General features: G+C 70.1%; 14 protein-coding genes and 1 pseudogene. 7 read left to right on the top strand and 8 right to left on the bottom strand.

The features are described from left to right. Positions 1-12: 12 nt before the first annotated feature. Both dxs and AC1Q5A_RS01785 read right to left on the bottom strand, forming a co-directional pair. Positions 13-1,902 (bottom strand): 1-deoxy-D-xylulose-5-phosphate synthase, encoded by a 1,890-nt coding sequence (gene dxs / locus AC1Q5A_RS01790; RefSeq protein WP_492697658.1) that lies wholly within the window; start codon positions 1,900-1,902, stop codon positions 13-15. 103 nt (positions 1,903-2,005) lie between these two features. Continuing rightward, positions 2,006-2,617 (bottom strand): HNH endonuclease, encoded by a 612-nt coding sequence (locus AC1Q5A_RS01785; protein WP_492697653.1) that lies wholly within the window; start codon positions 2,615-2,617, stop codon positions 2,006-2,008. Between the two features lie 238 nt (positions 2,618-2,855). Between AC1Q5A_RS01785 and AC1Q5A_RS01780 the strand changes: the two genes are divergently transcribed. After that, a complete protein-coding gene (locus AC1Q5A_RS01780; RefSeq protein ID WP_492697651.1) occupies positions 2,856-3,635 on the top strand; it encodes a SapC family protein in 780 nt (259 codons plus the stop codon). A gap of 61 nt (positions 3,636-3,696) precedes the next feature. Here AC1Q5A_RS01780 and AC1Q5A_RS01775 read toward each other — a convergent pair whose 3' ends face one another. Next, a complete protein-coding gene (locus tag AC1Q5A_RS01775; RefSeq protein WP_114340544.1) occupies positions 3,697-4,170 on the bottom strand; it encodes a GNAT family N-acetyltransferase in 474 nt (157 codons plus the stop codon). A 138-nt stretch (positions 4,171-4,308) separates the two neighbouring features. On the opposite strand from AC1Q5A_RS01775, the gene AC1Q5A_RS01770 reads away from it, so the two are divergent. Continuing rightward, complete coding sequence (locus AC1Q5A_RS01770; RefSeq protein WP_492697647.1) at positions 4,309-5,748, top strand: RNB domain-containing ribonuclease; 1,440 nt, start codon at positions 4,309-4,311, stop codon at positions 5,746-5,748. 95 nt (positions 5,749-5,843) lie between these two features. On the opposite strand, the gene AC1Q5A_RS01765 is transcribed toward AC1Q5A_RS01770, so the two are convergent. Further along, positions 5,844-6,845 carry an Lnb N-terminal periplasmic domain-containing protein gene (locus AC1Q5A_RS01765; RefSeq protein ID WP_492697645.1) on the bottom strand — a complete coding sequence of 334 codons (1,002 nt, stop codon included), beginning with the start codon at positions 6,843-6,845 and terminating at the stop codon, positions 5,844-5,846. 134 nt (positions 6,846-6,979) lie between these two features. Here AC1Q5A_RS01765 and AC1Q5A_RS01760 point away from each other — a divergent pair, with 134 nt between their 5' ends. Then, positions 6,980-8,881 carry an esterase/lipase family protein gene (locus AC1Q5A_RS01760; protein ID WP_492697643.1) on the top strand — a complete coding sequence of 634 codons (1,902 nt, stop codon included), beginning with the start codon at positions 6,980-6,982 and terminating at the stop codon, positions 8,879-8,881. A gap of 73 nt (positions 8,882-8,954) precedes the next feature. On the opposite strand, the pseudogene AC1Q5A_RS01755 reads toward AC1Q5A_RS01760, so the two are convergent. Next, positions 8,955-9,179, bottom strand: a pseudogene (locus AC1Q5A_RS01755) (CocE/NonD family hydrolase C-terminal non-catalytic domain-containing protein); the annotation flags it as partial. A gap of 248 nt (positions 9,180-9,427) precedes the next feature. On the opposite strand from AC1Q5A_RS01755, the gene AC1Q5A_RS01750 reads away from it, so the two are divergent. Beyond that, a complete protein-coding gene (locus tag AC1Q5A_RS01750; RefSeq protein WP_492697641.1) occupies positions 9,428-9,652 on the top strand; it encodes a hypothetical protein in 225 nt (74 codons plus the stop codon). A 118-nt stretch (positions 9,653-9,770) separates the two neighbouring features. On the opposite strand, the gene AC1Q5A_RS01745 is transcribed toward AC1Q5A_RS01750, so the two are convergent. Next, positions 9,771-11,561, bottom strand: a complete 1,791-nt coding sequence (locus AC1Q5A_RS01745; RefSeq protein ID WP_492697639.1) for an acyl-CoA dehydrogenase C-terminal domain-containing protein — start codon at positions 11,559-11,561, stop codon at positions 9,771-9,773. A 23-nt stretch (positions 11,562-11,584) separates the two neighbouring features. Further along, the gene (locus AC1Q5A_RS01740) at positions 11,585-12,061 is read right to left on the bottom strand and encodes a hypothetical protein (protein ID WP_492697637.1); all 477 of its coding nucleotides are present in this window, start codon (positions 12,059-12,061) and stop codon (positions 11,585-11,587) included. A 302-nt stretch (positions 12,062-12,363) separates the two neighbouring features. On the opposite strand from AC1Q5A_RS01740, the gene AC1Q5A_RS01735 reads away from it, so the two are divergent. Further along, positions 12,364-12,831, top strand: a complete 468-nt coding sequence (locus AC1Q5A_RS01735; RefSeq protein WP_114340537.1) for an SET domain-containing protein — start codon at positions 12,364-12,366, stop codon at positions 12,829-12,831. A gap of 19 nt (positions 12,832-12,850) precedes the next feature. Here the strand turns inward: AC1Q5A_RS01735 and fusA are convergent, their stop codons facing one another. Beyond that, positions 12,851-14,890, bottom strand: coding sequence for an elongation factor G (gene fusA / locus AC1Q5A_RS01730; protein ID WP_492697635.1), 2,040 nt, complete (start codon positions 14,888-14,890; stop codon positions 12,851-12,853). A 245-nt stretch (positions 14,891-15,135) separates the two neighbouring features. Between fusA and AC1Q5A_RS01725 the strand changes: the two genes are divergently transcribed. Both AC1Q5A_RS01725 and AC1Q5A_RS01720 read left to right on the top strand, forming a co-directional pair. Continuing rightward, entirely contained in the window at positions 15,136-16,134 is a 999-nt protein-coding gene (locus AC1Q5A_RS01725) for a hypothetical protein (RefSeq protein WP_492697633.1), read from the top strand. 42 nt (positions 16,135-16,176) lie between these two features. Then, positions 16,177-18,156: a hypothetical protein gene (locus tag AC1Q5A_RS01720; RefSeq protein WP_492697631.1), complete on the top strand. Its 1,980-nt coding sequence runs from the start codon at positions 16,177-16,179 to the stop codon at positions 18,154-18,156. Positions 18,157-18,274: the final 118 nt, after the last annotated feature.

Here is an 18,274-nt window from a genome sequence, read left to right as displayed (position 1 = left end):
CAGGGGGCAGGATCAGCCCGCGTTGGCCGCGACGGCGGCCAGTTGCGGAAAGCGCGCGCGGATCGCATGACGGATGCCGGGCAGGTCGAGTCCGGCCATGGTCAGCACTTCCTCGCGGCTGCCGTGTTCCAGATAGACGTCCGGCAGGCCCAGGTGCAGGATCGGCAGGGTGAGGCCATGCGCGGCCAGGCATTCGGCCACGGCGGAGCCGGCGCCGCCGGCGACCGCGTTGTCTTCCAGCGTGACGAAGGCGTCGTGGGTCTTCGCCAGTTCCACGATCAGCGCCTCGTCCAGCGGCTTCACGAAGCGCATGTTGACCAGGGTGGCGCCGAGCTCGGCGGCGATCGTGGCAGCGGGTGCCAGCATCGCGCCGAAGCTGAGCAGGGCCAGGCCGTGGCCGCGCCGGCGCAGCTCGGCCTTGCCGATCGGCAGCGTGTCAAGTTCCTGGTGGATCGCCGCGCCGGGGCCGGTGCCGCGCGGGTAGCGGATGGCGGCGGGGCCGTGGTGGTGGAAGCCGGTGCTCAGCATCATGCGGCACTCGTTCTCGTCGGCCGGCGCCATGATGATCATGTTCGGCAGGCAGCGCAGGTAGGTCAGGTCGAAGCTGCCCGAATGGGTGGCGCCGTCCGGGCCGACCACGCCGGCGCGGTCGATCGCGAAGGTGACGTCGAGGTTCTGCAGCGCCACGTCGTGGATCGCCTGGTCGTAGGCGCGCTGCAGGAAGGTGGAGTAGATCGCCACCACCGGCTTGGCGCCTTCGCAGGCCATGCCGGCGGCCAGCGTCACCGCATGCTGTTCGGCGATCGCCACGTCGAAGTAGCGTTCGGGATACTCCTTCGAGAAACGCACCAGGCCGGAACCCTCGCGCATCGCCGGGGTGATCCCGAGCAGGCGCTCGTCGACGGCAGCCTGGTCGCACAGCCAGTCGCTGAAGATGTCGGTATAGGTGGGCCGGGCCGGCGCGGCCTTCTTCACCACGCCGGCCTGCGGGTCGAACGGGCCCACCGCGTGGTACTCGATCTGCGCCTGCTCGGCCGGGGCGTAGCCCTTGCCCTTGGTGGTGATCACGTGCAGCAGCTGCGGCCCGGGCAGGTTCTTCACCGTGCGCAGCGCCTGCAGCAGCTGCGGGATGTTGTGGCCGTCGATCGGGCCGGTGTAGTGGAAGCCCAGTTCCTCGAACAGCGTGGAGGGCACGAACATGCCCTTGGCGTGTTCTTCCCAGCGCTTGAACCAGCGCCCGGCGAAGGACTGCTTCGGGATCGCCCGCTTGGCCCGCTCGCGCACCGCATTGAGCCGCCGGCTGGCCATCGCGCGCGCCATCATCTTGGTCAGCGCGCCGACGTTCTCGCTGATCGACATGCCGTTGTCGTTGAACACCACCAGCATGTCCGGCTCGACGTCGCCGCCGTGGTTGAGCGCCTCGAACGCCATGCCGGCGGTCATCGCGCCGTCGCCGATCACCGCTATCACCTTGCGCGGGTCACCCTTGCGCTGCGCGGCGATCGCCATGCCCAGCGCGGCCGAGATCGAGGTGGACGAGTGGCCCACGCCGAAGGTGTCGTACTCGCTTTCCTCGCGTCGCGGGAACGGCGCCAGGCCGTCCTTCTTCTTGATCGTGGTGATGCGGTCGCGGCGGCCGGTCAGGATCTTGTGCGGGTAGCACTGGTGGCCGACGTCCCACACCAGGCGGTCGTGCGGGGTGTCGAATTCGTGGTGCAGCGCCACGGTCAGTTCCACCACCCCCAGGCCGGCGCCGAAATGGCCGCCGGAGCTGGCCACCGCCTCGATCAGGTACTGGCGCAGCTCGTCGGCGACGGCGGGAAGCTCGTCGTCGGGCACGCGGCGCAGGTCGGCCGGCGTCTCGATCGGTGCCAGGTGGGGGTAACGGGAAAGATCGTTCATCCGTCTATTGTTGGCCCAGCGCGGGGCCGGGGCAAGGGCGGGCAGGTGAACGGAACCTGGCAGCGCCCGGGCGGAACCGGGTCGTGCGCGCCGCCGGCTGGATTCAGGCCGCCACCGGCACGTTCATCGAACGGCGGTCGCGCGGCAGCCGGCTCACCAGGAATTCCATCTGGTCGGCCAGGATGTTGCGGTTGGACAGGATCAGGTGCTCCACCCAGCTCGGCCGGTACGGTACCGCCAGCAGCGGCATGCCGGCTTCCTGCGGGGTGCGGTTGCTCTTCTTCAGGTTGCAGGCGAGGCACGCGCTGACCACGTTCTCCCATTCGTCCCGGCCGCGCTTGGAGATCGGCAGCACGTGGTCGCGGGTCAGCTCGGCGCGGGTGAAGTGGTCGCCGCAGTACAGGCAGATGTGGCGGTCGCGCGCGAACAGGGCGGTATTGGTCAGGGCGGGGGCGGGGTCGATCGCGTGTTCGCGGCAGTGGCCGGTGCTGGCGATGATCGGGTGCAGGTGCATCCGGCTTTGCGTGCCGAGCAGCCGGTTATGGCCGCCGCGCACGGTCAGGCAGGGGTCGCCGAGCGTCCAGGCGACGGCGTCACGGACATAGAGGCACACCGCCTCCTGCCAGCTGATCCAGTCGAGGATGCGGCCGGCGGCGTCCAGCGACAACACGCGGGTCGCGTTGAGGTCGGCCCGACTTGGCGCTTCCATCAGCATGTAAATCGTCCTTCAGCCAGGGCTTCGAAAGAGCGTTTCGGCAATGCGGGAATGCTTGTCCGGGCCAGCATAGAACAATTCCGTTGCAATTCGCATGCAGATGGGGCAGGACGCCGCGGACGGGCAGTCGCCGCCGCCGGCGGGCGCTGATATGATCGGCAGTCAACACAGATCCGGCGCCGGGTTTGGTAGGGGCGCTCCGGTGGTGACCCGGCACGGCGGCGACAGAGGTGACAACGTGGCTGAAGTCCTTTTCTACGAGCGTCCGGTGCCGCTCAACCGCAACGATCACAAAAACCTGCGCATGAAGGCCGTGCCGAACGTGAAGTTCGCGATGAACGCGCATTCGGTGCCGCTGACCGGCATGGAGTTCGGCGTCGCCGCGCGCGACCTGCTGATCCTGTTCGCCGGCAGCAGCGCGGCCGACGCCGGCCCGATCGCCCTGCTCGGCCTGCGCCAGAACGAGAACCTGTACGTCGACGCGAACGGCCAGTGGGCGCCGGATACCTACATCCCGGCCTTCGTGCGGCGCTATCCGTTCGTGCTGGCCGAGAAGCCGGCCGGGCAGGACGGTGACGATTTCACCGTGTTCCTCGACGAGCAGTACGAAGGCTTCAGCGACAGCGAGGGCCAGCGCCTGTTCCAGGAAGACGGCACCGACAGCGAGCTGCTGACCAACGCTGTGGGTTTTCTCGGCGAGTTCCAGCAGAACGTGGCGCGTACCAAGTGGTTCATGGAACAGCTGGTCAAGCACGACCTGCTGGAGGCACGCAATGTCCAGCTGCAGAAGGAAGGCAAGGACGGCCAGCAGGGCCGTTCGATCAACCTCAACGGCCTGTTCGTGATCAACGAGCAGAAGCTGCGCGAGCTGGACGAGAAGACCACCCAGGAGTTCCTGCGCGAAGGCGTGTTCGGCTGGGCCTATGCCCATCTGCTGTCGCTTACCAACATCGACCGCCTGGCCCGTCGCCTCGACGTGCGCGAGGAGGCCGAGGCGGCTGCCGGCGCGGCGAACTGACCGCACGGCAGCCCGTCCACGTTGAAAAAGCCGCCTCCGGGCGGCTTTTTCGTTGGCGGTTTCAGCGTACCGGCTTGGCCAGCCGCAGCAGGTCGGTGGCGTAGCCGCTCGCTTCGTACAGCGCACGGGCGCGCTCGTTGCCGGGGAACACCGCCAGCGTCACCAGCTGGCATTGATGCTCGCGCGCCCACGCTTCGGCGTGCGCCAGCAGCGCCCGCCCGACGCCGTCGCCTTCGCGGTGCGGCGCCACCGCCAGGTCGGAGATGTGGCAATTGCTGCGCCCGGTGAAGAAATCCGCGGTGCGCTGCAGATGGATGAAGCCGACCCGTTCGCCGTCCGCGTCCTCCGCCACGAACAGGAAGCTGTTCGCCGGCTGGTCCTCGAGGTGGCGCAGCAGGTCCTTGCGGATGCCCTCCACACACTCGTGCCGCCGCCGCCATGGCGGCAGGGTGAAATCCACGAAGCGCGAGGTCAGCGAGAGGATGAAATCGTCGTCGTCTTCGGCCAGGCGGATCAGCAGCGTCGTGTCGGTCATCGGATCGGGCGCAGACTGGATGGTGACGCCGCTGTTTCTACACCTTGCGCGCCGACTTCGGTAGTCCTGCCCACCACGTGTATATTCCGGACGGCGCGCGCTCCGGCCCGGCTCGCCGACCGCCATCGAGGATCATCCATGTCGACCACCCGCCGCCTGCACATCCAGCCCGCCGGCAACGCCGTGATCGCGCAGGGCATGCGCGACATCCAGGCCGAGTTGAAGCTGCCGACGGCGTTCCCGCCGGAGGTCGAGGCCGCCGCGGCGAAGGCTGCGGCTAACCCGCGCCTGCCGGAACTGGACCGCCGCGACATCGCACTGGTCACCATCGATCCGGCCGGCTCGATGGACCTGGACCAGGCGTTGCATGTCGAGCGCACCGACGGCGGTTACCGTGTGCATTACGCGATCGCCGACGTCGCCGCGTTCGTCAGTCCCGGCGATCCGCTCGACCTCGAGGCGCACCGCCGCGGCGAGACGCTGTACGGCGCGGATGCCCGGATCCCGTTGCACCCGAAGCTGCTGTCCGAAGGCGCCGCCTCGCTGCTGCCCGGGCAACTGCGCCCGGCGCTGCTGTGGACGATGGAGCTGGACTCCTCCGGCGAAGGCGTCGCCGTCGACGTGAGGCGCGCGCGGGTGACCAGTCGTGCGCGGCTGGACTACGCCGGCGTGCAGCAGCGCATCGACGCCGGCACGGCCGAGCCGATGTGGGCGGTGCTGCGCGAGATCGGCGAGCTGCGGCGCCGGCGCGAGCAGTCGCGCGGCGGCGTCAGCCTGCCGCTGCCGGAACAGGAGGTCAGCGTGGTCGACGACCGCTGGGTGCTGGCGTTCCGCGCGCGGCTGCCGCTGGAGGACTGGAACGAGCAGATCTCGCTGCTGACCGGGATGGCCGCGGCGTACCTGATGGTGCAGGCGAAGGTGGGTCTGCTGCGCACCCTGCCGCCGCCCGATCCGCACGCGATCGGGCGCCTGCGCGTCACCGCGCGGGTGCTTGGCATCGCCTGGCCGCCCGGGCTGGATTACCCAGGCTTCATCCGTTCGCTGGATCCCTCGAAGGATCTCCACGTGGCGATGCTGACCGCCTGCACCACCCTGCTGCGTGGGGCCGGCTACGCGGCGTTCGACGGCACGCTGCCGGCGCAGTCGACGCACTCGGCGCTGGCTGCGCAGTACACCCATGCCACCGCGCCGCTGCGCCGGCTGGTCGACCGCTACACCGGCGAGGTCTGCGTGGCGCTGTGCGCGAAGCAGCCGGTGCCGGACTGGGCGCTGGCCGCGTTGCCGGGCCTGCCGGCCACCATGCAGGCTTCCGGCCACCGCGCCAGCCAGTACGAGCGAGCGGTGCTGAACCTGGCCGAAGCCGCGGTGCTGGCGCCGCGCGTGGGCGAGGTGTTCGAGGGGGCGATCGTCGAGGTCGCCCACGACGATCCCGACAAGGGCACGGTGATCGTGCGCGACCCGGCGATCGAGGCCGGCGTCTCGGGCGGGTCCAGCCTGCCGCTCGGCGCCGACGTCAAGGTGACCCTGGTCGAGGCCGACCCGGCCACGCGGGTGACCCGCTTCGCGCTGACGGGTTGAGGGCCGCGGCGTAGCGCGTGATGGCGACGTCGGGGCAATTCGTCCGCGTGGCCCTCCGGCGGCGACGCGAGGGCCCGGCAACGTGGAGGAATCTCTCAGCGGCCGGCACGGATCGCGCGGGAGAAGTCGTCGCCCGCCGCCGTGTTTCGCGCCCGTTCGGTGATGCGGCCGCGGCGGCGCAGCTCGTCGAGCGGCACGCTGCGATACACCGCACCCACCTCGTGCAGGTAGTCCGGCAGGTAGCCGGTCAGCAGCAGGCGGATGTCCCACGGCAGTCCCGGCTCGATCTGCCGGGCCATGCGGTAGACGATCGTGGTGCAGTTCGAGGTGATCGTGTTGTAGAACGCCGGCCTGCCGGCGAGCGTGTCCGCCGCCTGCACATAGGAGAGGAACAGCGCACGCATGGCCGCCTTGTCCATGCGCAGCGGATACAGGTAGTCGTCCTCGCCGCGCACGTTGGTGCGCACGCGGATGATGTCGCGTTCGTCGGCGGCCACCAGCACCGTCTCGAACTGCTTGAAGAAGCCGCCGATCGGCGAATACTGCTCGCCGCGCTGCCGTCGGATCTCCACCGAGAACACCACGCGGCTGCCGTCGTCGAAGCCGAACGAGATCATCGCGTGGGCGATCGCCCGGCTGCCCCAGTACGACAGCACCGCGTCGGCCGAGGCGAGGTGGTCCAGGTCGTAGTGGCGGGTTTCCCAGCGCGCGTCGTAGTCGTCGTCGCTGCGCCAGTCGAAGTCGCGCACATTGTCGAGGGTGACTTCGCTGCCGCTCACCGTGCCGGTGAACTGGCGCGCGACGTCGTCGGCCCAGACCCGCGTGCCGGACGGCGCGATGCCCGCCCACCACAGCAGCAGGAGCGCGTACATCGCCGTGTAGACACCCAGCGGAAGCCAGTTGCGGCGGACCATGGCGAATGCGGCCAGGGCGATCACGGCAAGCGCCCACAGCGTGCCGCCCAGCGTGCGCACGGTCGCGTTGCCGGGCAGCTGGTACCACAGCGCCATGGCGCCCCACGCACCGGAGACGAAGCTGGCGAGCGATACCGCCGCGAAGAGTGCCGCCCTGCCGATCACCCCGTGCTTCGTGGCCATCTCGTTTCCGGGCATTTGTCCATGCCGCAAGCCTGCAGCTTCGACCGCGGCATGACAATGCCGGAATCCCGATGCGGCGGCTACAATCCCCGCATCGCCAGGCCCGGGACGAGATGCCGATGGGATCGCTGCAGATGAAGGCCGTAACCTGCGCCTGGGCAGCGCGCTGCATCGCCATCATCGGGCTGCTCGGCCTCAACGCCTGCGCGATGGTCGGGGTGAGCCACATCAACACCAACGATTACGTGAGCCAGCGGCGTGCCGACGTGATCGTTGCCAACCGGCTGAGCGACCGCACCGTGCAGTCGCTCAACGTGGTCGCGCTGACGGCCGACAATTGCCAGCGTGAATTCACCGCCTGCACGGATACCGTCGCCCACTCGGCGGGGCTGACCGACGAGCAGCGGCTCTCCGCGCTGGCCGAACTGTGGCTGGGCCGGGCGCTGCAGGCGGAGCGGTCACAGCGCGGCGCGGTCATGGACGATGCGACGCTGGACGCGTTCCTGCAATCCGCGCGTTGCGCCTATGCGTATCTTTTCTACACCGTGCGTTCGCCCGCCGATCGCGCGTTCGAATTGCGCCAGGTGCAGGTGACGTGGTTCTACAATCTGGCGGTGCAGCGCGCGATGAGCCGCTTCTTCCTGGAACTGCCGCGGCTGGATCCAGGCTGGACGCGGACCACGCTGGCCGGCTGGAGCGTACTGCGCCCGCAGAGCGATGTGCGCCTGGCGGGCAGCACGCGCGTGCCAGTGAAGCTGATCCCCGCGTCGAACCTGCGCTTCGAAGGCCTGCGCAATGTCTACCGGCGCGACGGCTTCGGTTCCGACTTCGTGGCCGTTGCGCCGAAGGAGACGGCCTCCGCCGCCGTGCCATGGCGCGAACCCGACTACGTGCCGATCACCGGCGCGCTCGTGTTCGAGGGCGGCACGCTGGACCAGGTGCTGGCGACACGGGAGGTGCGCGTGCTGGTGCGCGATCCGTACCACGACGACACCGTCGCGGTGGGCGGCCGGGTGGTGCCGCTGGGCGCGAATTTCACCGCACCCTACGGCGTGTGGCTGGCGCGTTCGGGCTTCGCCAGCCAGTCGATCCGCTCGCTGCTGGGCCGCGAGGGCGGTATCAAGACGCCGCGCGTGCTGCTGATGCAGCCCTACGATCCCGACCGCCTCACGGTGGTGATGCTGCACGGCCTGGCCAGCAGCCCGGAAGCGTGGATCAACGTGGCCAACGAGGTGATGGGCGACGAGAAACTGCGCCGCAACTATCAGGTGTGGGAGGTCTACTACCCGACCAACCTGCCGGTGGCGGTGAACCTGGCCAACATCCGCAAGGCGCTGGATGCCACGCTGCAGCACTACGACCCGTCCGGCCAGGCGCGCGCCTCGCAGAACATGGTGCTGATCGGCCACAGCATGGGCGGCGTGATCGCGCGCCTGCTGGTCTCCTCCAGCGGCGACCGGTTGTGGAGCCTGCTGCCGTTGCGCGCGAACCTGTCGGCGGCGAAACGCCAGCGGTTGCGCCAGCGCCTGGCGCCGTACCTGCAGTTCACCCCGATGCCGCAGGTGACCCGCGCGGTATTCCTGGCCGCGCCGCATCGTGGCACGCCGTACGCCCAGCACCGCCTCGCACGCTGGATCGGCAACCTGATCCGGCTGCCGGTCGCGGTGCTGCAGGAAATGGGCGAAATCGCCGAGCTGCTGAAATCCGGCGATTCCAGCGAAAGTCCTTCGCTGCACGTGTCCAACAGTATCGACAACCTACGCGACACCGACCCGTTCATCGTCGCCGCCGCGAACCTGCCGATCTCGCCGCAGGTGCACTACCACACCATCGTCGGCGTGTATGGATCGAAGGGCGCGCTGCAGGACAGCAGCGACGGCGTGGTGCCGTACACGAGCGCGCACCTGGACGGCGCGGATTCCGAACTGGCCATACCCTCGTGGCACAGCGTGCAGGAGACGCCGGCGGCGATCGTGGAACTGCGCCGCATTCTGCGCCTGCAGCTGGCGGCGACGAAGGGCGGCCCGGGTCCTTGACCCGGCGTGCCGCTCCGGTCGCCCGGATCAAAAGCGCGCGTCCCTTCCTGCGAGCAGGAAGGGGCACGCGGCCTCAGCCGCCCACCACCGGCAGCGCGATGACACTTGCCTGGTCCGCCGCGTGGTACACGCGCTGGGTGGCCTTCCGGTAATCCGCCGGCCTGGCCGGCTGAATGTTTGGCACGAAGCTTTGCGGGTTGCGGTCGTACAGCGGGAACCAGCTCGATTGCGCCTGCGCCATGATGCGATGGCCGGGCAAGAACACGTGGTTGGCGGCGGGCAGGGCAGCGGCTGGTTGGCGGCGATCGGCCTGGCTTCGCCGGCGTCTCGCTGGGGTAGTCCGGGTATTCCGCCGGTGGCGAATCGGTGGCGTGCAGCAGGCCGCAGGTCGTCAGCAGCAGGGCAAATAATGCCGGCTTCACGCCTGCAGCGAATCGATTCGACGTCATGGTGGATTCCCCGTTCGGACAACGCCGAACAGGCGTAACCGCAACCACCGGCTGGCGGGCAGCGCGGGTTGGCAAGCCTGTTGCTTGGCCTGGGGGCATGAACGACATTGCTTATGACATCGGCGACCTGCTCGATAGCGAGCCGGCCACGGCGGAAGCGCCGGTATTGCGCGTGGCCAGGACCCCGCCGCCCGCGGCGCCACCCGACATGGTCGCGGCGCAGGCCATACTGGCACGGGAGCTGCTGCAGGCCGCCGAAGCCCACGAGAAATGGATCAGGCAGTACCTGCGCATGCAGGGCACCGCCCAGGGCAGTCGATAAGACAACTGTCGCAGCAAAGCAGAACCTGACCCGCTTGGACACATCCGGCTGCCGGCCGGCTCCATGAAAAGCCCGGGACTGGCCCGGGCTCTGGTTTCCCGGAGGTTTCGGCGGCAGCTCAGGCGATCGCGGGCAATGTGTCCACCCCGGCCTCGATCGCCGCCTTGTGCACCATGGTGCGCGGCAGGATGCGGGCGAAGTAGAACGCGGCGGTGTCGCGCTTGGCCTGCTTGAACGCGGCCGATGGCGTGCCGGCTTCGGCGGCGGCCACGCTGCGCGCCCACAGGTAGGCGAGGGTGACGTAGCCGGAGTAGTAGAGGTAGTCGGTGGCCGCGGCGCCGAGTTCCTCCGGGTTGGCCTGCGCGCGCTGCGCCAGGCTCACGGTGAGGTCGCTCCATTCCTTGGTGGCGACGGCCAGTGGGCCGGTCAGGCTGCGCAGTGATTCGTCGGCGCTGTGCTGCTGGCAGAACGCGCTGATCTCCTGCAGGAAGTGTTTCGCGCCCACGCCCTGCAACTGGAGGATCTTGCGGCCCAGCAGGTCGGCCGCCTGGATGCCGGTGGTGCCCTCGTACAGGGTGATGATGCGGGCGTCGCGGACGAACTGCTCCATGCCGTTCTCTGCGATGTAGCCGTGGCCGCCGTAGATCTGCAGCGCTTCCTTGGTGCACTCCTGCGCCAGCTCGGTGGTCATGCCCTTGGCGATCGGAATCAGGAAGGCGACCAGTTCGCCGGCCTTCTGCCGGGCGGCCTCGTCCGCTGCGCGATGTTCGATGTCGGTCTGCAGCGCGGTGTACAGCACCAGCGCGCGCGAACCTTCGACGAAGGCGCGCTGGGTCAGCAGCATGCGGCGCACGTCCGGCTGCACCAGCAGGTTGTCTGCCGGCTTGTCGGGGAACTTCGGGCCGGACAGCGAACGCGACTGCAGCCGCTCGCGCGCGTAGTTGAGGCTGTTCTGCAGTGCGCGCTCGGCCAGCGCCAGGCCCTGCACGCCGACCGACAGGCGCGCCGCATTCATCATGGTGAACATCGCCATCAGGCCCTTGTGCGGCTTGCCGATCAGGTAGCCCTCGGCGCCGTCGAAGTTCATCACGCAGGTGGAGCAGGCGTGGATGCCCATCTTGTGCTCGATCGCGCCTGCGGCCACGGTGTTGCGCGCGCCCGGCGAGCCGTCCGCGTCGAGCTTGAACTTGGGCACGATGAACATCGAGATGCCGCGGCTGCCTTCCGGTGCGTCGGGCAGGCGCGCCAGCACCAGGTGCACGATGTTCTCGGCGAGGTCGTGCTCGCCGGCGCTGATGAAGATCTTGGTGCCGCTGATCTTGTAGACCGCGTGGCCGTCCGCATCCGCCGCGGCCGGCTCGGCGCGGGTCTTCAGCAGGGCGAGATCGGAGCCGGCCTGCGGCTCGGTCAGGCACATGGTGCCGGTCCAGCGGCCGGCGACGATCGGCTTCATGAAGCGCTCGCGCTGCCACTCCTCGCCGTGCAGTTCCATCGCGTGGGTGGCGCCCTCGGACAGCAGCGGGTACAGGCTCCAGGCCAGGTTGCCGGACTGGAAGATCTCGGTGGTGGCGGTGCCGAGCACGCCGGGCAGCGCCTGGCCGCCGTAGGCCTCGGGGTTGGTCAGGCCGGTCCAGCCGCCTTCGGCGAAGGCCTTGAACGCCTCCTTGAAACCCTTCGGCGTGGTCACCGTCTGGGTGGCCTTGTCGAAGTGGCAGCCTTCCTCATCGGCGGGCGCATTGGTCGGCGCCAGCAACTGCTCGCTGAGGCGCCCGGCTTCCTCCAGCACCGCGTCGAGCAGGTCGCGGCTGTGCGCCTCGCCGCCCCGCAGCGCGGTGAGGATCCGCTCGACGCCGAGGACGTCGAACAGGGCGAAGCGCAGGTCGTCGAGGGGGGCCTTGTAGATGGTCATGGCGATTCCTTGGATGGAAGGGGTCAGCGGTAGGTGCCGGGAATGCCCGGCACCGGCGAGATCCAGTTGTTGCCGCTGAAGTCGAATTCGCGCGGCTTCGATTCCTGCTCGGGCCTGGCGCTGATGCTGCCGCTGACGCGATAGGCCAGCGAACCGGCGCTGCCCTTGGCGGCGGTGGCCTGCAGCGCCTGGGTCATCGCGGCGGTGGGCAGCACGTCGAGCCGGATCACGTCGCCGGCGAGCTCGGGGATGTCGCGCTCGAAGGTGGCACGTAGCCGCACCGGCACCAGCTCGGCGACCTGCAGCAGGCCGTCCAGCGACCTGAAGTCCATCTCGCCGTAGCTGTTATTCTGGATGCGCAGGGTCAGCTGCCACTGGCCGCCCGGCAGCACGGTCAGTTGCTGGATGCTTACGTTGGGCGGGTACACGCTCTTCTTCGCCGGGGCACAGGCGGCCAGGCCCAGCAGCAGGACGGGGATGATCCAGCGCAGCAGGCGCATCGCGATTCTCCAAACGATCGTTTGAATACCAATTCTAACCACGATTGGGGGTGGCGGCGCCAGTATGAGGCCGACAAGTGCCCGCGCCGGCGGAAACCGCCGGGCCCTCCGTGCGGCTCGAGCGCACCCTCAGGTTGCCCGAAACGCTTCATCGAGATGGCGTAGTGCGCAGGCGGTCTGCCAATGGCGCAACACCGGCGGGACATCGTGTGCGCCGGAAGATCTTGGCCATCGCGAGGTTTCGCCGTCATCGGCAAACAGGCATCATCGGCGTTTCCTCTTCGCCTGCAGGGTTCCATCGCATGTCACGACGTTTTGTTGCGCGCCGCTCGCCGATCCACGGCAACGGCGTGTTCGCCACCGCCCCGATCGGGAAAGGCGAGGAGATCATCGAGTACAAGGGCAAGTTGATGAGTCACGCGCAGGCCGACGACCTGTACGGCGACGGCGGCGAAACCGGCCATACCTTCCTGTTCACGCTCAACGACGACTACATCATCGACGCCAACCAGGGCGGCAACAGCGCGCGCTGGATCAACCACAGCTGTGCGCCGAACTGCCGTGCGCTGGTCGAGGAAAGCGCCAGCGGCGACCCGCGCAGGGACCGGGTGCTGATCGAGGCGATCCGCAACATCAAGCCGGGCGAGGAACTCACCTACGACTACGGCATCGTGCTCGACGTGCCGCACACCGCACGCCTGAAGAAGCTGTGGGTATGCCTGTGCGGCTCGCCGAAGTGCACCGGCACGCTGCTCAAGCCGAAGCGTTGAAACCTGCCGGCGGGAAGCCTCAATCTTCCTCCACGTGCGGCTTCCACGCCTCGCCGAGCTGCTTCTGCACGGTGGGCGGCACCGCCTCGTAGTGGCTGAGGTCGAGGTTGTAGCGGCCGCGGCCGCCGGTCATCGCCTTCAGTTCGGTGGGGTAGTCGGTCAGCTCGGCCAGGGGTGCCTGCGCCTTGATCACCAGCTCGCCGCCGCGCTGGGTGTCGGTACCCAGGATGCGCGCGCGCTTGCCGGCGAGGCCGCCGGTGACGTCGCCCACGCTGCTCTCGGGGATCGCCACCTCGACGTTGACGATCGGCTCCAGCACGATCGGCCGCGCCTTGCCGACCGCGTCGAGGAAGGCCTTCTTGCCGGCGCTGACGAAGGCGACCTCCTTCGAGTCGACCGGGTGGTACTTGCCGTCATACACGGTCACGCGCAGGTCCTGCAGCGGGTAGCCGGCGACCGCGCCGTGCTCCATCGCCTGGCGCACGCCCTTCTCGATCGCCGGCAGGAACTGGCCGGGGATCACGCCGCCCTTCACCGCGTCGACGAACTCGAAGCCGGCGCCGCGCTCGAGCGGCTCGATGCGCAGGAATACCTCGCCGAACTGGCCGGCGCCGCCGGTCTGTTTCTTGTGCCGGTGGTGGCCCTCGGCATGGGCGCCGATGGTTTCGCGGTAGGCGATCCGCGGCGGTTGCGCCTCCACCTCGACGCTGTAGCGCTCGCGCATGCGTTCCAGCATCACCTTCAGGTGCAGGTCGGACAAGCCGCGCACCACCGTCTCGTTGAGCTCCTTGTGGTGCTCGACGCGGAAGCACGGGTCTTCCTCGGCCAGCCGCGCCAGCGCGTTGGAGAGTTTCTGCTCCTGGCCCTTGTGCCGCGGCACCAGCGCCAGGCCGAACATCGGCGCGGGAAAGACCGGTGGCGCCAGCGCGATGCGGTCCTCGTCGTGCGAGTCGTGCAGCACCGCGTCGAAGTGGATCTCCTCCACCTTCGCCACCGCGGCGATGTCGCCGGGGATCGCCGCCTCGATCTCCACGTGCCCCTTGCCCTGCGGGCGCAGCAGATGGCCGACCTTGAACGGCTTGCGGCCGTCGTCGACCAGCAACTGGCTGTCGCGGCGGATCGTGCCCTGCCACACGCGGAACACGCCCAGCTTGCCCACGAACGGATCGTTGACGATCTTGAACACGTCGGCGATCACGTGTGCCGCGGGATCGGCGCCGACTTTCAGCGGCGTGCCGTCGCCGCGCACGAACGGCGGCGGGTTGCCCTCGGCGGGGTTCGGCAGCAGCCGCGCGGCCACGTCCAGCAGCTCGGCCAGGCCCGCGCCGGTGCGCGCGCTGACGAAGCAGATCGGCACCAGGTGGCCCTCGCGCAGGCACTGCTCGAACGCGTCGTGCATTTGCTGCGGCGTCAGTGCGCCTTCGCCGGCGTCCAGGTAGCGGTCCATCACCGTCTCGTCGACCTCGACCACCTGGTCGAGGATGCGCTGGTGCGCCTCGGCCAGCGAGGAAAAATCGGTGGCGCCGTCGGCGTGGAAGAAGCAGTCCAGCACGCGGTTGCCGCGTCCGGCCGGCAGGTTCACCGGCAGGCATTCGTTGCCGAATTCCTCGCGCAGCGCATCCACCAGCGCGGCCAGGTGGGCGCCGTCGTAGTCGATCTTGTTGATCACCAGCATGCGTGCCAGGCCGCGCGCCTTCGCGTGCATCATCATGCGGCGGGTGCCGTGCTCGATGCCGTTGACCGCATTGACCACCACCGCCACCGTCTCCACCGCGGCCAGCGCCGACAGCGTGCCGCCACGGAAATCGGCGTAGCCGGCGGTGTCGATCAGGTTGATGTGGCAGCCGGCATGGCCGAGGCTGGCGATGCAGCTGTCGATGGAGTGGGCGCGCGCCTTCTCCTGGCTGTCGCTGTCCGATACCGTGTTGCCGCGCTCGACCGAGCCCATCGCCTGGATCGCGCCGCCGGCGTGCAGCAGCGCTTCGAACAGCGTGGTCTTGCCCACGCCGGCGTGTCCGGCGAGCGCGATGTTGCGGATGCTTTCCGTGGAATACGTCACGATGCGACCCTCCCATGCAGGGCGCGGCCTCGTGGCATGAACGGCGCCGCACGAGGCCGCGCGTTGGCGGCTGACGATGGCGGGCCGTCATGGTCGTCCTTCACGCGTGCGGGGCGAGGGCGGTCATGGCGGAGATACGGCGTGTGGCGCCGTCCGCGTAGCCTTGAGCCAACCGCCGGCACGGTCAAGTTGCAGTGCGGGGAACCGGCGCCGCGGCGCGGCGGTCTACGGAGCAACGCGGCAGGTTGCCGGGCCAGTGCCCGGCATCCCGGCCGTACCGCCATCCGCGAGCCACCGCCATCGCCCATCCACAGCGTGTCCCCCAGCAGCAGAACTCGCCCGGCCCGGACCCGGCGGGGGAATCGGCTCGTGGCCTGGCTCCGCTGGAAGCGGCGGAGCGCGCGCTGCTGCATCGGCGACGCTGGCGCAAACCGGCGCGCGAGTACCGGCGGCACGGGCCGGCCCTGCTGGTGGCGCTGCTGCTGCACGCGCTGTTCGCGCTGGTGGTGTGGCAGCAGATGCGTCCGCGCCTGCCGGCCGCGCCGCACGCATCGCGGGAAGAAGCGCTGGAGGTGCGTTTCATCACCAGCACACCGCCAGCCGCCGCGCTGCCGCCGCCCGCACCCTCCGCGCCGTCGCGACCGCGCACGCCGCCGCGGCACGAGCCGCCGGCGCAGAACGCGATGGCGCTGCAGTTGCCCGCGCCGGCGGCCGCATCGCGCCTCTACGACAAGCAGGGCCAGCCGCTGCTGCCCGCGCCGGCCGCCAGCGCGCCGGCATCGGACTACGTGTCGAACCTGCCGCGCGACGACGCGCGGATCATGCAGCACCGCAGTCCGGTCGAGTACCAGGCCACGCGCTTCGACAAGGACTGGGGCGGCGGCAACGCGTTCGACAGCGCATTGCAGAAGCTGGTCGACAAGACCACGCTGAAGCAGACCATCCGCCTGCCGCGTGGCGTGCGCATTCACTGCGCCGTCTCGCTGGCGATGCTGGCCGGCGGCTGCGGCGGCCAGCCGCCGCCACCACCTTCGGCGAAAGACGGCGACGAGCGCCTCAGCATGGCGCCGGCCGCGCCGCTGGACGGCGCGGCGCACCTGCCGCCGAAGCCGGACGAGGCGGCCTGCATCGCGATGTATCGCGCGGGCAAGCCGCTGGCCTGGGGCTGCCCGGTCGACACGCCCCATCGCGCGGTCGATGCCGAACTGCGCGAACGCGCCGCGGGAGCCGCGCGCGGCCACTGAGCGTCATGCGGAGGCCGGGCCGCGCCCGCTACACTCGCGCGCATGCCCTTGCCGCCCCCGGACCAACCTGACGCCGGCCGCTCCGCCAATCCCGCGCGGGTGATGCTGAACTCGCCGCTGGCCGCGGCGACCCGGGCCCGGGTCTACCATCAGCGCACGCGGCCGCGCCCGCGCGAGCTGGGCCTGCGCCTGTCCGGCCTGATCGGTGCGTTGCTGGTGCACTTGCTGTTCCTGTTCGGCTTCGTGCTCGGCCCCGCGTTCCAGCTGGCGCCGCCGCCGGCATCGAAGCAGCAGTTCCTGCAGGTGCGCCTGGTCGAGCCGCCGGAGCCGCCGCCACCGCCGCCGGTGCGCGGCACTCCGCCGAAGGAGCGCGGACCACGCCGCCAGGGCCACGCCAGCCGGCCCGTGCCGAGCCGCGAACCTGACGCCAACGCGCAGGCCATGGCCGCTGAACGACCGGCCGCGACGGCCACGCCGGTGATCGCCGCGGTGGCGAAGCCGAAGGCCCCGGCACCACAGCCGGTAGCTGCCCCGAAGCCGCCGGTAAGCCTGCCGCAACCGGCGCCGACGCCCGAGCTGCAGCCGGTGCCGCTGGCCGGCGAGCCGCCGGCGGTGAGCCTGCCGACCCCGGTCCTGCAACCGCCGGTGCCGCCGAAGTACCAGCCCGAGTCGGTGCGCAGACCGCAACTGGAAGGCAACCGCGCGATGCCGCCACCGCCGTCGCTGGCATTGCCGGAACTGCCGCCGCAGGCCGCGCCGCCGATCGCCGTCTCCAGCATCGCGCTTAATGCCGAGGCACCCAGATCCACCGCGCCCGCCAGCGTGACGCCGGCCCGTGCCGAGCTGCCTGCGGCGCCGCCGGTGCCCGAATTGCAGCCGGTGCCACTGCCGGCGCAGGCCGCGCCGAGCGTGAACCTGCAGGCGCAGCTGAGCGTGCCCGCGCCCACCGTGCCGAACGAGAAACCGCAAGTGCAGGCGCCGGCGATCGAAGTGGCCGAGGCCGAACTCGCGGCGGTGCCGCTGGCGCCCGCGGCACCGGCGAAGATCCAGCCGCAGGCGACGAGCGAGAAGATCAAGGTGGCGGAAGCCGCACGCGGAACCGCCATCCGGCCGTCCATCACGCGGCCGCAATTGAGCGCGCCGGCCACCGTCGCCGAGACCGTACCGGCCGAGGCGGCGGCCGCCTCCCATGCCGCCACCACGCCGCCGGCGGAACAGGCCACGCCGCAGCCGGCCGAGGCTGGCCAGGGCCGCGACGTCAGTCGCGCGCCGGAGGCCAGCGCACAAGGCAGCGACTTCGCCACGCCCGGCGCCAACCCGGCAGCGCCGGCCGAGAATCGCACCGGAGTGGCCAGCCGCACCGGCGCGAACGCCGCGTCGCCGGCATCGACGCCGGGTCATGGCAGCCAGCCGCAGCCGGGCCAGCCCGGCGGCAACCAGCCCGGCGTGACGCAGGGCGAGCGGCAAGGTGGGCAGCAGAGCGAACAGCAGGGCGAGCCGGGCAGCTACGTGCAGCTGAAGCCGCGCGGCGACACCGAGATCATGCGCCACGGTGCGCCGAACATCGGCTACCAGCCCACCCGCTTCGAGCAGGACTGGACGCCCGAAGGTGAAAGCTCGATCGACACCGCGCTGCACCGCGCGGTGGACAAGACCAAGCTCAGCCACACCTTCCACCTGCCGCGCGGCGTCCGAGTGAAATGCACGGTGATGCCGCTGCTGCCGATCGCACTGTTCGGCTGCGACAACCCCGACCCGCCCGCCAGGCCGGTAGCCGCGAAAGTCTACGACCGCTTGCACCTGGCGCCGGCCAACCCGGTGGCCGCGCCCGCGCCTGCGGCCAGCCGCGTCGCCCCCGCGCCGATGGTCAGGTTCGACAACGCCGCCGAATGCGCCGCCGCCCGCGTCGCCGGCGGCCCGCCGCCGCCGGGCTGCGAAAGCATCGTGCTGCCGGTGAAGCCCGCCGTGCCCGCGCCGTCCTCATCCAGCTCGTGGGTGCCGGCGAGCGACCAGTTCCATTGAGTGGCGGCGAATAATCATCCCCGATCCGGCGGACTAAGCACGCCGTGGCCGCCGTGACCGAGTACATGGGCGTGGATCCGGGTGGTGGCGAAACGGGGTAGGGCCCGACATCAGCGGC

The sequence above is a fragment of the Rhodanobacter sp. GW835-FHT13D09 genome (genome assembly GCF_058793995.1).
Note: the sequence above shows the minus strand (reverse complement) of the source record. Positions and strands in the feature narration are given on the sequence as shown.